The organism is Kitasatospora sp. NPDC004669, from assembly GCF_040609455.1.
In the GTDB taxonomy this organism is placed as follows: Bacteria; Actinomycetota; Actinomycetes; order Streptomycetales; family Streptomycetaceae; genus Kitasatospora.
In genome coordinates, this window is record NZ_JBEXKB010000032.1 from 1 (window position 1) to 14691 (window position 14691).

General features: G+C 73.5%; 11 protein-coding genes. 3 read left to right on the top strand and 8 right to left on the bottom strand.

Annotated features, from left to right (window positions below):
• The 5 genes from ABZW30_RS24915 to ABZW30_RS24935 form a co-directional block, all read right to left on the bottom strand.
• A partial coding sequence (locus tag ABZW30_RS24915; RefSeq protein WP_355673401.1) for a copper chaperone PCu(A)C occupies window positions 1-551 on the bottom strand: 551 nt, incomplete at its 3' end.
• Entirely contained in the window at window positions 548-2857 is a 2310-nt protein-coding gene (locus tag ABZW30_RS24920; RefSeq protein WP_355673402.1) for a heavy metal translocating P-type ATPase, read from the bottom strand. The genes ABZW30_RS24920 and ABZW30_RS24915, both read right to left, overlap by 4 nt.
• A gap of 184 nt (window positions 2858-3041) precedes the next feature.
• Window positions 3042-3533 carry an NTP pyrophosphohydrolase gene (locus tag ABZW30_RS24925; protein WP_355673403.1) on the bottom strand — a complete coding sequence of 164 codons (492 nt, stop codon included), beginning with the start codon at window positions 3531-3533 and terminating at the stop codon, window positions 3042-3044.
• Window positions 3534-3679: 146 nt separating this feature from the next.
• Window positions 3680-4090, bottom strand: a complete 411-nt coding sequence (locus tag ABZW30_RS24930) for a PPOX class F420-dependent oxidoreductase (RefSeq protein ID WP_355673404.1) — start codon at window positions 4088-4090, stop codon at window positions 3680-3682.
• A 29-nt stretch (window positions 4091-4119) separates the two neighbouring features.
• Complete coding sequence (locus ABZW30_RS24935) at window positions 4120-5367, bottom strand: D-alanyl-D-alanine carboxypeptidase (protein ID WP_355673493.1); 1248 nt, start codon at window positions 5365-5367, stop codon at window positions 4120-4122.
• Window positions 5368-5622: 255 nt separating this feature from the next.
• On the opposite strand from ABZW30_RS24935, the gene ABZW30_RS24940 reads away from it, so the two are divergent.
• The gene (locus tag ABZW30_RS24940) at window positions 5623-5820 is read left to right on the top strand and encodes a hypothetical protein (protein WP_355673405.1); all 198 of its coding nucleotides are present in this window, start codon (window positions 5623-5625) and stop codon (window positions 5818-5820) included.
• Window positions 5821-5828: 8 nt separating this feature from the next.
• On the opposite strand, the gene ABZW30_RS24945 is transcribed toward ABZW30_RS24940, so the two are convergent.
• Complete coding sequence (locus tag ABZW30_RS24945) at window positions 5829-6602, bottom strand: TetR/AcrR family transcriptional regulator C-terminal domain-containing protein (protein WP_355673406.1); 774 nt, start codon at window positions 6600-6602, stop codon at window positions 5829-5831.
• Window positions 6603-7659: 1057 nt separating this feature from the next.
• Here ABZW30_RS24945 and ABZW30_RS24950 point away from each other — a divergent pair.
• Both ABZW30_RS24950 and ABZW30_RS24955 read left to right on the top strand, forming a co-directional pair.
• Window positions 7660-11148 carry a S8 family serine peptidase gene (locus ABZW30_RS24950; RefSeq protein WP_355673407.1) on the top strand — a complete coding sequence of 1163 codons (3489 nt, stop codon included), beginning with the start codon at window positions 7660-7662 and terminating at the stop codon, window positions 11146-11148.
• A 160-nt stretch (window positions 11149-11308) separates the two neighbouring features.
• Complete coding sequence (locus tag ABZW30_RS24955) at window positions 11309-12286, top strand: alpha/beta hydrolase (RefSeq protein ID WP_355673408.1); 978 nt, start codon at window positions 11309-11311, stop codon at window positions 12284-12286.
• Here ABZW30_RS24955 and ABZW30_RS24960 read toward each other — a convergent pair.
• Entirely contained in the window at window positions 12283-13725 is a 1443-nt protein-coding gene (locus ABZW30_RS24960) for a VWA domain-containing protein (RefSeq protein ID WP_355673409.1), read from the bottom strand. The genes ABZW30_RS24955 and ABZW30_RS24960 overlap by 4 nt on opposite strands.
• Complete coding sequence (locus ABZW30_RS24965) at window positions 13722-14612, bottom strand: MoxR family ATPase (RefSeq protein ID WP_355673410.1); 891 nt, start codon at window positions 14610-14612, stop codon at window positions 13722-13724. The genes ABZW30_RS24960 and ABZW30_RS24965 overlap by 4 nt, the downstream gene beginning before the upstream one ends.
• Window positions 14613-14691 lie beyond the last annotated feature (79 nt).

Here is a 14691-nt window from a genome sequence, read left to right on the forward strand (position 1 = left end):
TGACACGTCGACGCCGACCACGGTGAGGTCGGGGTCGATGGTGCCGGCCTTGACGAACGCGGCGTCCTGGGCGATCTCCTCGCCGGGTTTGCGCGGCGGGCGACCAGCCGCAGGGACGGGCTGTGGCGGAAGGTGAGGGTGAAGCCCACCCACTGGCCGGGCTTGATCGGGGGCGGGGCGGCGATCATCAGGTCGGCGTCCTCGGGGGACATCGCCAGTTCGCCCCGGGCCGGAACCGGCAGCGCCGCGACCGGTTCCCAGCGGCCCGCCGCGCCCTGGTGCAGATGCCGTTTCAGGGTGATCGGGCCGCCGAACTCCCAGCTGGCGCCGGTCAGTTCGTCCGGGACGTCACCCGGGTTGCGCACCGTGAAGAAGGCCGCCGTCGCCGAGGCCGCGCCCGCCGTGGGCAGCAGCACCCAGCCGGCGTCGGCCTCCACCGGCCGGGGCGCGCCGGCCCCGCCGACCGCCGTCCAGCCGGTGAGCAGGGCCAGCGCCAGCGCCGCCGCGCCGACCGGCGGGCCGACCACCTCGAGTCGTTCCAGCGCCCTCATCGCCGCGCCCCCTGCCGCCGTCCGCCGTGCCGGCTGTCGCGTGGTCCGCCGGGCTGTCCCCGCCCCGGTCGCCAGGTGCGCAGCCGCAGACTGTTGCCCACCACCAGGAGCGAACTGAGCGACATCGCGACCGCCGCCAGCATCGGGTTCAGCAGCCCGACGGCCGCCAGCGGGATCAGCACCAGGTTGTAGCCGAAGGCCCAGAGAAGGTTGGTCCGGATCGTCGCCAGGGTCTGCCGGGCCAGTCGTACCGCGTCCACCACCGCCTCGATGTCGCCGCGCACCAGGGTCAGCCCGGCCGCGCCGATCGCCGCGTCGCTGCCGGAGGCCAGGGCGACCCCGAGGTCCGCCGAGGCCAGCGCCACCGCGTCGTTGACACCGTCGCCGACCACCGCCACCGTTCGTCCGGCGGCGCGCAGTTCGGCCACCACCTCGGCCTTGCGCTCGGGCGAAGCGGAGGAGTGCACCCGCTCGATGCCCAGCTCGGCCGCCACCGCGCGGGCCGCGCCCGGGCCGTCGCCGGTCAGCAGGACGGTCTCCAGGCCCATCCCGCGCAGCCGGTGGAGTGCCCGCCAACTGCCCGAGCGCACCGTGTCGCCGACGGCCAGCACCGCCGCGCCCCGCCCGTCCAGCTCCACCAGCACCGCCGTGCGGCCCGCCTCCCCGGCGGCCGCCACGGCCTCGGCCAGCTCCGGAGGCAGGGCAGCGCCGTCCGGTCGCACCGCCCGCACCGACCTGCCCTCGACCGTGCCGGACACCCCGAGGCCGGTGGTGGCCGCGAAGCCGTCCACCGCCGGCAGCGCCCCGCAACTCTCCCGGGCGGCGGCCGCGACGGCCCGTCCGATCGGGTGCTCCGAGCGGTGCTCGACCGCGCCGGCCAGCCGCAGCACCTCGGCCTGGGTGAGCTGCTCGGTGGACTCCTCGGTGAAGCCATCGGCCAGTGTCACCGCCGCCAGCTCCATCCGGCCGGTGGTGAGCGTGCCGGTCTTGTCCATCACCACGGTGTCCACCCGGCGCAGGCTCTCCAGCACCTCCGGGCCGCGCACCAGCACACCCAGTTCGGCGCCGCGCCCGGTGGCCGCCAGTAGCGCGGTCGGGGTCGCCAGGCCCAGCGCGCACGGGCAGGCCACCACCAGCACCGCGACCGCCGCCGTGACCGCCGCCTGCGGGGCCGCGCCCGCGCCCAGCCAGAAGCCGAGCACGCACACCGCGACGGTGAGCACGCAGGGCACGAACACCCCGGCCACCGCGTCCGCCAGCCGCTGGGCGCGGGCCTTGCCGGCCTGGGCGTCCGCCACCAGCGCGGTGATCCGGGCCAGTTGGGTGTCCGCGCCGACGGCCGTCGCCCGCACCACCAGCGCGCCGCCGACGTTCACCGTCGCGCCCGCCACCCGGTCACCCGGGCCGACCTCGACCGGCACGCTCTCCCCGGTCAGCAGGCTCAGGTCCAGCGCTGAACCGCCCTCGACCACCACCCCGTCGGTGGCCACCCGCTCGCCCGGGCGCACCACGAACTCCTGCCCCGGCAGGAGGAGTTCGATGGGTATCAGGCGCTCCTCGCCGTCCTCCGCCCGCAGACACACCTGCTTGGCGCCCAACTCGGCGAGCGCCCGCAGCGCGGAGCCGCTGCGCCGCCGCACCCGCCCCTCCAACAGCCGGCCGGCCAGCACGAACAGCGGCACACCGACTGCCGCCTCCAGGTACACATGTGCCGTGCCGCCGCCGTCGGCGGTCAGCGAGAACGGCATCCGCATGCCCAACCGCCCGGCCCCGCCGAGGAACAGCGCGTACCCGGACCAGCCGAAGGAGGCCACCACGCCCAGACTGACCAGGGTGTCCATGGTCGCGGCCGCGTGCCGCAGCCCCTGCCAGGCCCGGCGGTGGAAGCCCGCCGAACCCCAGGTCACCACCGGGACGGCCAGCGCGAAGCAGATCCACTGCCAGGCGGTGAACTGCAGCGCCGGCACCATCGACAGCACCAGCACCGGGACGGCCGGCAGGGCGGTCACCAACAGCCGCCACCGCTCGTCCGGCTCCTCCTCCGCCGGCCCGCCGGGCACCCCCTCGGGCGCCAACTCGGCGGTGTAGCCGGCCCGTTGGACCGCCGCCACCAGCTCCTCGACGGACACCCCGGCCGGATGCAGCACCCGGGCCCGTCCGGTCGCCAGGTTCACCCCGGCCGTCACCCCGTCGATCCGGCCCAGCCGCTTCTCCACCCGGCCCACGCAGGCCGCACAGGTCATCCCGCCGACGGCCAGATCGGTGGACACCAGCGCCCCGGCGTCGGCCCCCGCGAGCGGGCTCACCGCATCCCGCCCATGTCGTGCCCATCCATCCCCGGCGACGCCCCACCGCCCCGGCTCGGAGTCAGCCCCGGCGCCACCGGTCCCGCCTGCCGCCCCACCGCATACGCCACCACGAACACCACCACCAGCAGCAGGGCGAACCCCACCAGCACACTCAACGGCCGGACACCCGGCGACTTCGTACTCACCCCTCAGCAGTCGGACGACCGGAGTGGTCGGTTCCCGCCCGCTCCGAAATCGCCGGATTCGGTTCGCCGACGCGGTGCGGCGGCGGTGGGTGCCGCACGCTGCGCGGGCCGGTGACGGCGGCACCCAACGAGCCGACGCGGGTGCGGAGTTCGCGGTCTGCGGTGACGACCAGGCAGAGCCGGTCGGGGTGCTCGGTACGGGCCTCGCGGACCAGCTCGACGATCCGGTCGTCCCCGCTGCCACTCGCCGCGACCACCCGCACCTCGGGCAGGGCGGTCACGCCCCGTGCGGCACCCTCCACCACGAGGACCACCTCCACCGGGCCGGGCAGGTTCGGCAGCCCCCGGGCGGCGAGCGGGACCAGCGAGTCCCGCAGCCGCTCGGCGGCGCCGCGCCGGTCGCGCCACCAGCCGTCGGGCACCGACCCGACCACGTTCGCGCCGTCCACCACCAGCAGCGGTGCGGGCTCGGCCTCGTTCTCTTCCATGACCGCCAAGCTTGTCAGTGCGGACCGGTCGGTGAACGTCCATCCCGATGCGAGGAACGCTTCGGCCCGGAGTCGGAGTCCGTCGGCCCGCCGAGCGTGCCGACGGACCCGCGCCCCGCTGAGGGCCGGCCCCCCGCTCCAAGCGATCAGGCCAGCGTGATCCGGATCCCGACGGTCCCGCGCTCGCCGCGCCGCAGCCGGCTGCCGAGCAGGGTGAGCACCCCGAGCAGGCCGTACTTCTGTCGCAGCAGGGTCCGGTACGCGGCGGTCCGCTCGGGGCCGAGGATCTCGGCGGTGGCCGGGTACTGCTTGCCGGTCGGCCGCCCCTTGACGTCGCAGGGGCCGACCAGGACGTCCGCGCGGTTGCGGATCCGCTTGACCTTCCAGGAGTCCGTGACGGTCCAGACGCCGAGCGCCTCCCCGTCGCGCACCACCCACACCGGGGTCGGCACGGCGGAGCCGTCCTTCTTGTACGTGGTGACGAGCAGGTAGCTGCCGGAGGAGAGGCTGACGATCCGGGCGAGTCGGTCCGAGGCGGCGGGGTCGGGCGTGGTCATGGCCGGAAGTCTAGATGCAGCCCCGCAGCTCAGCGCGTCCGGCGGTGGCGGTCGCCGTGGAGCAGGGCGCGGGCGCGGCGGGCCAGGCGGCGGTGGCTGTCGCGGCTGACACCGGAGGAGCTGACAACGGGGGCGTCGGGGACGCCGGAGGCGCCGGCGGCCGTGGCGGCGGTGCGGCGGCGGACGGCGGCGCGGGCGGTGCCCCAGACGGCGAGGGCGGCGCCGAGGATGCCGGCCGACCAGAGGGCGGGGGCGAAGCCGGCGCCGCTGTTGTGGAGGACCGGCGGGCGGGACCAGGGCGGCAGCTGGGTGGCGTCCGCAGCCTCCGAGGCGGCGTCGGGGGAGGCGGTCTCCGAGTCGCCGAGGTCCCCGACCAGCTGCCCGACCGGCTGGACCTTGCCCGCTGCCGCGAAGCCCCAGTCGAGCAGGCTGGCGGCCTCGTCGTAGACCCTGCCCTGCGCCTCGGGGTGCATCACCGTCACCAGCAGGGTGCGGCCGTCCCGTTCCGCGGCGCCGGTGAAGGTGGCGCCCGCGTTGGTGGTGTAGCCGTTCTTGACGCCGATCAGGCCCGGGTACTTGCCGAGCAGCCGGTCGGTGTTGGCGATGTCGAAGGAGATGCGCTGGCCGGTGGTCTTGTCCAGCCCGCCGGGGAAGTGCGCGGTGCGGGTGGAGCAGTAGGAGCGGAAGTCGGCGTTGCGCAGCCCGGCGCGGGCGAACAGGGTGAGGTCGTAGGCGGAGGAGACCTGGCCGGGCATGTCGTAGCCGTCAGGGGAGACCACCTTGGTGTCGTTCGCCTGCAGAGACTGGGCGCGGGCCTGCATCTCGGCCACGGTCTGCTGGACGCCGCCGTTCATGTGCGCCAGGACGTGCACGGCGTCGTTGCCGGAGCTGAGGAAGACGCCCCGCCAGAGGTCCTCGACCCGGTACGGCAGGTTCTCCTTGACGCCGACCAGGCTGCTGCCGACGCCGACGTCGGCGAGTTCGCCGGGGGTGACCTGGTGCTCGATCGAGCGGTCGAACTTGGGCAGCACGGTGTCCGCGAACAGCATCTTGAGGGTGCTGGCCGGGGGCAGCCGCAGATGGGCGTCGCGGGCGGCGAGCACCTCGCCGGTGCCGGCGTCGGCCACCAGCCAGGAGCGGCCGCTCAGCCCGGAGGGCAGGGCGGGCGCCCCGGCCAGCGGCGCGACCTGGACGGCCTGGAGGCCGAGCCGCTCGCCGCCGACGGCGGAGCCGGCGTCCTGCGCGAAGGCGGCGGGGGCGCCGACGGCGAACACCACCGGGGCACCGATGCCGAGCACCAGGGCGGAGGCCGCCGAGGCGGCGGCGAGCCGGGTGACGGCCGGTGACTTCTGCTGCACATGCTTTGGTTGCACACCGCGAACGTACCGGCGCCGCTGCCGGGCCGCCGCGCCTGCTGCTCCGTCCGGAGCCACCCCGGGACGACGTCACGGGAAGGGACCGAGACTTTGGTGGCCCCGGTCCGCGCCGAAAGTCGGATGAACCGGCGGCCGGGCATTCCTAGGCTCGGGGGTATGAAGACCCTGCTCGGCTACCTCGGTTTCGTGCTGATCCTCGGCGGCGGCTCCGGCCTGCTGGCCGACCGGCTCGGGGGATTCCGGCTGTTCGGCTTCGTCCGCGTCCTGGTGCCGGACGGCCACGAGACCGTCGGGTACGCCGCCCTGCTGGTCCTCGGCGTGCTGCTGGCCATCCCCTCCGCCCGGCGGGGTTAGGGCCTGCCCTAGGGCCCGCCCTGAACGGAGACCCCGGCCGCGATGCCGTCGAGCAGCACCGCGAGCCCGGTGCGGAAGCCGTCCCGGCTGCTCTCCTCGGGCGCGGCGCCGGTGGCGCTCTGCAGCGCGGTCAGCAGTGGGAAGCGCTTCGGGAAGTCCGGTGCCAGCTCGGCGAGCCGGGCCGAGCGGGCGTTCCACCAGTCCTCGTCCGCGACGCCGGTGGCGGCCGCCGCCCCGCGTGCGTCGGCGGTCGTGGCGGCCGTGCCGCGGACGAACTGCCAGAGTGCGGCGACCGCCCCGCGCAGCCGCTCCGGGGCCAGCTCGGCTGGCCGTAGCGCGGTCAACAGGCTCTCCATCGTGGCGAGTTCGGCCGGCCCGAGCACCGGGCGGGCCTGGGAGATCCCGAGTGCCCAGGGATGGCGCAGGTAGCAGGCGTACAGTTGCCCGGCCCAGGCTTCGACGGCGGCCCGCCAGCCCTCCAGTAGCGGTAGTTCGCCGGGGAGTTCGGCGAGTGCGCGGTCGTGCATCAGGTCGAGCAGCTCGGCCTTTCCGGGTACGTACGTGTAGAGCGCCATCGCGGTGCGGCCGAGCCGTTCGCCCACGGCGCGCATCGAGAGTGCGGCCATCCCCTCGGCGTCGGCCACCGCGATTCCGGCGGACACGATCGCGTCCACACTCAGGCCGGGTTTGGGGCCGCTGCGCCCGGTGCGCGGTTCCGCGGGTGCGCCCCAGAGCAGGGCGAGCGAGCGGTGGGCGTCGCCCTGCCCGGCGTAGACGGTCATCCGGCATCTCCTTACGGCGTAAAACATCCCCGCGGCGGCAATTCTTTATGCCGTAAGATTACCAATCGGAGGGGTTTCGCGACGACGCCGCCCGTCACCTTCGTCGAGGTCGTGGCGGTCCGGCGGGTCACGCCGCGCACCGCCCGGATCACCTTCGAGGCCGAGGGCCTGGCCGACACCGCCGGTACGGCGCCCGACCGGCAGCCTGGGCTCCGCTTCCCGCGCCCCGGGCGGCGCGAGCCGCACTGCCGGCGCGGCAGGGCGATCCGATGGGCCGATGCCGGACCTACGTGGCGGTTCCCGAGGCCGAGTGCTGCTCCGACCGGGGCGTTCCGGGGTGCAGTGCTGCCGACGAGTGAGCCCTTCGTCCGGCTGGCCGACCGGCCGCCGGGGCGGGGCGGGGCGGTGTGGGGCGGTGCGGAGGATCCGCCGGCGTCTGGTCGACGAGCGGGGGTGTCGAAGTCGGGCATCGACTTCGCCGGATGCCGGCACCGGCGGCTGGCCCGTGGCGACGCGCCGACCGCCGGGGGCCTGGCGGGCGATCAGGAGTGGTCGGCCGACCTCCTTCTGAAGTCCCCTCCGGGAAAGCGCCTTGCGGAAAGCGCCCGAGTGGCCGGGGGTGGGCGAACTCCCGGCCGCCCTGACGTCGCCGTCGCCGGGTGTTGTTTCGATCCCGGTCGACGGGGAAGGAAGGGTCGAAGTGTCGACAAGTAGGTAGCGCGCAGGAGGCCGGTGGGTGGCCGGGTGGCGATGTTTCGCCACTGTCGAGAGTTCGCCACGGGCGTTTCCGCCGCCCTGGAGGCCACTTCCGACCGTCCCTGACCGGCTCTGATCGGTGAAAAAGGGACGGACTCGGCGCGATTTATACTGTGAATTTTACTTTCCGATGGTCATCTTTACTTTCTGATGGGGATTTTGCCCCTTGTCGTGGTCGTGGCGGATGCGCTGGAATGCGTCCGCTGTCGGGACGCGCGGTCCGGAGCAACCGCGCGTCCGATCAGGATCCGCGTATGCTGGGCCGTGCAACCTGACGTCTCATCAGACGAAAGGATGTCCATTGATCGGCTGGCGGAAGACCCAGCTTGCAGCCGCCGTCACGGTCACCACCGCGTCCATGGTCCTGACTCTCGGGACCATCGCCAACGCAGCCCCGCTCCAGGACCCGCAGAACGCCCAGGCGGCGTCCGCGGACGGCGCGCCGGCACCGGTGATCGTGATCCTGAAGGACCAGATAGCGGACGCCCCGGCCGACCACGGCCACCTGGGCGACCGCCAGCAGAAGACCGCGCACTCGCAGGCGCCGCTGCTGGACAAGGTCAAGGCCAACGGCGGCACCAACGTCAAGAGCTTCGTGGTCGGCAACGCCTTCTCGGCCACGGTCAGCCCGGCCCTGCGCGCCAAGCTGCAGGCCGACCCGGCGGTCGCCGCCGTGGTGGCGGACACTCAGGTCCAGGTGGCTCCGATCGCCGCGACCAAGGCGAAGAAGGACACGGACACGGCTGCCGCCGGTTCGGCCAAGGGCAACGCCGCTCCGGAGGCCGTTTCGGGCAGCAACGGCCAGCCCGAGGAGAACGCGACCAACACGGTCTGCCCCTCCGACCCCTCCAAGCCGCTGCTGGAGCCGGAGGGCCTCTACTCGGTCCACGGCGTGACCGGCAACGGCAAGCCCGGCGCGGCCGACCTGGCCACCGGCAAGGGCGTCAAGGTCGCCTACATCGCCGACAGCCTGGACCCGAACAACCCGGACTTCATCCGGGCCGACGGTTCGCACGCCGTCGTCGACTACCAGGACTTCGCGGGTGACGGCTGGGGCGCGCCGAGCGGTGCCGCCGAGGCCTTCGGCGACGCCTCGGCGGTCATCGCCCAGGGCCGTCAGACCTACGACGTCTCGAAGTTCGTCAACTCCTCGCACCCGCTTCCGGCCGGCTGCAACATCCGCATCAAGGGCCTCGCCCCGGACGCGGACCTGGTCGCCCTGAAGGCCGGCGGCGAGATGATGTCGAACTCGTCGATCCTGCAGTCCATCGACTACGCGGTGCGGGTCGCCCACGTCGACGTGCTGAACGAGTCCTTCGGTGGCAACGTCACCCCGGACAGCGGCGCGCACGACACCATCTCGCTCTTCAACGACCAGGCCGTCAAGGCCGGTGTCACGGTCTCCGTCTCCTCCGGTGACGCGGGCCTGAGCGGGACGATCGGCACCCCGGCCACCGACCCGAACGTGATCGCGGTCGGCGCGTCGACGGACAACCAGAACTACCAGCAGACCGGGTACGCGGCCTCCCAGTTCTCCAACAAGACCTGGAGCAACAGCCGTATCTCCGCGCTGTCCTCGGGCGGCTTCACCCAGGCCGGCCGGACCGTCGACCTGGTGGCCCCGGGTGAGTCGGACTGGGCGCTCTGCACCCCCGACACCACCAAGTTCACCGAGTGCACCGACTTCAACGGCAAGCCCTCGGCGATCCAGCCCTTCGGTGGCACCAGCCAGGCCGCCCCGTTCGTCACCGGCGCCGCGGCCCTGGTCATCCAGGCCTACCGCGACACCCACGGCGGCGACTCGCCGTCCCCGGCCCTGGTGAAGAAGTTCATCACCGGTACCGCCAGCGACCTCGGCGTCCCGGCCGAGGAGCAGGGCGCCGGTCTGCTGAACGTCCGGGCCGCCGTCGAGGCCGCCCGCGGCTACGACGACGGCGACGGCACCGACGGTGCCCAGACCGTCGTGGTCAACACCGGCCAGCTGAACATCTCCGGCACCCCGGGCTCGACCCACACCGCCGACGTCTCCGTCACCAACACCGGTGACGAGACCCAGACGGTGAGCGCCGCGACCCGCAGCTTCGCGCCGCTGTCGAACAACCAGCAGACCGTCAAGCTGGACACGGCCTCCACCGACACCTTCAAGTACGCCACCAACGGCGCCACCTGGGTGCAGAAGCAGGTCAAGTTCACCGTTCCGGCCGGTGCCGACCGCCTCGCGGCGTCGATCGCCTGGCACGGCGGCCCGAACCCGGTCACCAACGGTCCCGTGGTCCGCATGACGCTGCTCGACCCGTCGGGCCGCTTCGAGACCAACACCCGTCCGCAGGGCGGCGCCACCCCGGCCAACTACGGCCTGGTCGACGTCCCGCACCCGGTCGCCGGTGAGTGGACCGCGATCATGTACACCCCGGCGGGCAAGGCCGGTTACAGCGGCGACGTCCAGTTCGGCACCTCCACCCAGCGCGCGGTCCCGGCCGGCGCGGTGAGCCCGAACAGCACCGACGTGAAGCCGGGTGAGACCAAGACCCTCAAGGTCCAGCTCACCGTCCCGGCGACCAGCGGCGACTCGAGCGAGGCGGTCACCGTCTCCAGCTCGAACGGCAACACCACCAGCGTTCCGGTGATCCTGCGCAGCCTGGTCCCGGTCACCAACGGCACCGGCACCTTCACCGGCACCATCACCGGTGGCAACGGCCGCGGCTCCTCGCCGACGCAGAGCTTCACCTACGGCTTCGACGTCCCGAAGGGCCAGAAGGACCTCCGGGTCGGCGTGACCGTCGCCAAGGACGCCAACCTGTTCATGCAGGGCGCGCTGATCAGCCCGAACGGCACCCCGATCGACATCGAGGGCAACGCGCTGTTCGACGCCAAGGGCAACCTGACCGCCAGCTCCAACGGTGTCTCGGCCACCACGGTCAACCCGGCCGAGGGCCACTGGCGGTTCGTCCTGAACGTGCTCGGCCCGGTCAGCGGCCAGGAGCTCGCCCAGGACTTCACCGGCACCATCGCGTTCAACCAGAACCAGGCCACCGCGGCCGGTCTGCCGAACGACGCGAAGACCAAGCTGGAGGCCGGCAAGCCGGTCACCGTCCAGGTGAACTACACCAACAACACCGCCGCCACCCAGATGATCGCGGCCGACGGCCGTCTGGACAAGCGGGTCGACCTTCCGCTGGTGCCGCAGGGCGCCTCGGCCTCGGTCGCCCTGCCGCTGAGCCTCACCTCCTCGGTGCCGGGCTTCCTGGTGCCGCCGGCGACCGACCAGCTCAAGGCCGTGGCGGCGTCCTCGACGCCGGCCCAGGTCGAGCTGAACGCCACCACCGGCTCGCCGGACCTGTTCGGTGACCTGAAGAAGGCCCAGGACGGCTCGACCATCTCGGTCGCCACCGACAAGGGCAGCGCCGAGCAGCCGGTCGTCCCCGGCTCCTGGGGCACCTTCGTCCAGCAGATCGGCCCGTTCGGCAACGGCACCGCGCCGGCCGGTACCTCCACCATCACCGCCACCGCGCACACCCTGGCGTTCGACCCGGCGCTGGCCTCCAGCACCGGTGACCCGTTCGCCTCCGGTGTCAACGCCTCCGCTCCGGCCGCCAACCCGGTGACCGTCGCCCCGGGCGCCACCGGCTCGCTGCAGGTGACCGTGACCCCGACCGGCCCGAAGGGCAGCACGGTCAAGGGTGTTCTCTACCTGGTGTCCGGCCCGACCTTCGTGCCGACCGCCAACAACAGCCTGGGCACCACCGGTTCGGTGCTCGCGGCGATCCCGTACAGCTACACGGTGAGCTGACGCCCAATCAGTTCAGCACGCCAGGCTGAGGCCGAGGCCGTCCCGGAACACCGGGGCGGCCTCGGCTGCTTCGTGCGGACGTCGTGGGGTTCCGGACGCGCCGGGCTGGGCAGGGTCGGATCGAACTGACCCTTTGTCGGGCCGAACCGGGGAGCGGGAGTTGAACGACGCGATCAAGCACAGCCACGTCGAGGTGAACGGAGTCCGGCTGCACCTCGCGGAACAGGGCGAGGGGCCGCTGGTCCTGCTGCTGCACGGCTTCCCGGAGAGCTGGTACTCCTGGCGGCACCAGTTCGCCCCGCTCGCGGAGGCCGGGTACCGGGTGGTCGCCCCCGACCAGCGCGGCTACGCCCGCAGCTCTCAGCCGGAGGACGTGGACAAGTACAGCCTGCTGCACCTGGTCGGGGACGTGACCGCGCTGATCGGCGCGTTGGGCGCGGAGCGAGCCGTGGTGGTGGGGCACGACTGGGGCGCGCCGGTCGCCTGGACCACCGCCGCGCTGCGGCCGGACCTGGTGCGCGGGGTGGCCGGGCTGAGCGTGCCGCCGCTACCGGCCGGTCCGGGGCCGTTGCAGGCCGCCCGGGAGAACTTCGGCGAGGGCTTCTACCAGATCTACTTCCAGGAACCGGGCCGTGCCGATGCCGAGTTGGCGGCCGACATCACGTCCAGCCTGCGCCGCATCCTCTGTGGCACCCGGCCCGGCGGCGAGCCGCGGCCCTGGGTCATCCCCGAGGGCGGCAAGCTGCTGGACACCGTCCCGGAGCCGGAGCGGCTGCCGGACTGGCTCACCGAGGCGGACCTCGACGCGTTCGCGGCCGACTACGCCCTGCACGGTGAGCGGGCCTTCACCGGGGGGCTCAACTGGTACCGCAACATCGACCGGAACAACGAGCTGATGACGGCGTTCATCGGGAAGCGGATCGACGTGCCCGCTCTGTACGTGGCCGGTGAGCAGGACCTGGTGAATGCGATGATCGCGCCCGAGGTGCTGGCGTACCTGCTCAAGGAGCTGACACCCCGGCTGCACCGCCATGTCCGGCTGCCGGAGACCGGGCACTGGACGCAGCAGGAGCGCCCGGCCGAGGTGACCGCGGCGCTGCTGGACTTCCTCACGCACCTGGAGGGGCAGAGCGGCTAGACCGGCAGCAGGCGGGAGATCAGCTCGCCGAGTCGGCGGGCGTTGCGGCAGGAGTGCATCTCCACGACGTCCGCGTACGCGAGTGCGGCGGAGTCGCCGGTCGGCCAGAGCGCGGGTTGTTCGGGGTTGAGCCAGAACACCCGCCGGGCCCGGCCGGCGATCCGGCGCAGCGCGTCCAGGTTGGGGTCGCGGTGGTTGTTGCGGGCGTCGCCGAGGACGAGCACACAGGTGCGCGGGCCGACCGCGTCCAGGTGTCGGTCGGCGAACTCGCCGAGCGCGGAGCCGTAGTCGCTGTTGCCGTGGTAGCCCATCACCTTGGCCTCGGCGAGGATCCGGGCGGCGAGCCGGGCCGGGTCGGCGCTGTTCTCCCGGAGCAGGTCGGTGATCTCGGCGGTACGGTTGACGAAGGCGAACACCCGGACCTTGCTGAACTGTTCGCTCATCGCCCGCACCAGCAGCATGGTGAAGTCGGCGAAGCCCGACACCGAGCCGGACACGTCGCAGAGCAGCACCAGCTCCGGCCGGGCCGGGCGGCGCAGCCGGTGCGCCGGGCGCAGCGGCACCCCGCCGGTGGAGAGCGAGCGGCGCAGGGTGCGGCGCAGGTCGATCTGCCCACGGGCGGCGCGGCGGCGCCGGGCGGCCAGCCGGGTGGCCAGCTTGCGGGCCAACGGGTGGACGGTGCGGCGCAGTTCGGCGAGCTGCTCGCGGCCGGCGTAGAGGAAGTCGATCCGGTCGGCGGTGGGGGCGACGGCGCGCTCGGCGATTCGCTCGGCGCCGCGCAGTTCGGCGACCCGGCGGCGGGCCTCGGTGGTGACCTGGGCGCGGAAGTCCCGGATGCGGCGGCGGATCTCGTCGGCCAGGACACGGTCGGAGAGGTCCTCCCGTCCGGGGTTCTCGCGCAGGGCGGCGAGGATCCGGGCGAGCAGGGTCTCGGGGGAGAGCCGGCCGAGTGCCTGGTGGGCGGACCAGCCGTCCGAGCCGGGGGTGCTACCGGTGCCGTACCGGCCGAAGGCCTCGATCACCTCGCCGGCCAGTCGGGCCTGGGCGGCCCGGTCGTCGGCGGCCAGGGCGGCGGCGAGGCGCTCGCGCAGCTGGTCGCGGAGCGGGTCGGGGCGGCCGAAGCGCGGCGGCTCCGGGCCGTCCGCCCCTTCTCCGTCCGGCTGCGGCGGCGGGTCGGTGCGCAGGGCCTCGGGGGTGCCGACGCCGAGCGGGAAGAACAGGTCGAAGGAGGCGTCGAAGACCGCCCGTTGGCCGTCCGAGCGCAGGAGGGCGGCGGCCAGCCCGGCCCGCATCTGCTCGCGGTCGGCGAAGCCGAGCACGTCGAGCACGGCGGCTGCGTCCACCGTCTCGGCCGGGCCGATCCGCAGGCCGTGCCCGCGCAGGGCGCGGACCAGGCCGGTCAGCCGGGCGGCGGTGTCGGTGGGGCCCGGGGCGGTCATGCGAGGGTGAGCTTCTGGGCGGCCTTCCGGACGTCGTCCTGGTGCTTGAGGATCACCCCGAGGGTGTCCCGGACGACCGTCTCGTCCAGGGTGTCCGCGCCGAGGGCGAGCAGGGTACGGGCCCAGTCGATGGTCTCGGCGACGGACGGCGCCTTGCGTAGCTCCATCGCGCGCAGTGCGCCGACCACCCGGACCAGCGAGGCGGCCAGCCTGTCGTCCAGGCCGGGCACCTTGAGCCGGACGATCCGGCGCTCCAATTCGGCGTCCGGGTAGTCGAGGTGGAGGAAGAGGCAACGGCGGCGCAGCGCCTCGGAGAGCTCGCGGGTGGCGTTGGAGGTGAGCAGGACGAAGGGGCGGCGGCTGGCGGTGATGGTGCCGAGCTCGGGGACGGTCACCTGGAAGTCGCTGAGCACCTCCAGCAGCAGCGCCTCCACCTCGACATCGGCTTTGTCCATCTCGTCGATGAGCAGCACGGTGGGCTCCTCGCCGCGGATGGCGGTGAGCAGCGGGCGGGTGAGCAGGAACTCCTCGCCGAAGATGTCGGTCCGGGCCTGGTCCCAGCCCTCGTCGCGGCCGGCGGTGATCCGCAGCAGCTGCTTGGCGTGGTTCCACTCGTAGAGCGCGCGGGCTTCGTCGATGCCTTCGTAGCACTGCAGCCGGACCAGGCGGGCCCGGCCGAGTTCGGCCACCGCCTTGGCGAGTTCGGTCTTGCCGACCCCGGCGGGGCCCTCGACCAGCAGCGGCTTGCCGAGCCGGTCGGCGAGGAAGACGGTGGTGGCCACGGCGGTGGAGGCCAGGTACCCGGTCGCGGCGAGTCGGTCGGCGGTGTCCGCCACCGATGCGAAGAACCCCGTGCCGTCGCCGTTCGCGCTGTTGCCGCTGGCCATCTGCCCGCCCCGTTCCGGTTCGTCGTGTCCGTGCGGCGCCACCCTACCCGCCGGTCACTTGCTTGTCTCGGGTCCTTGT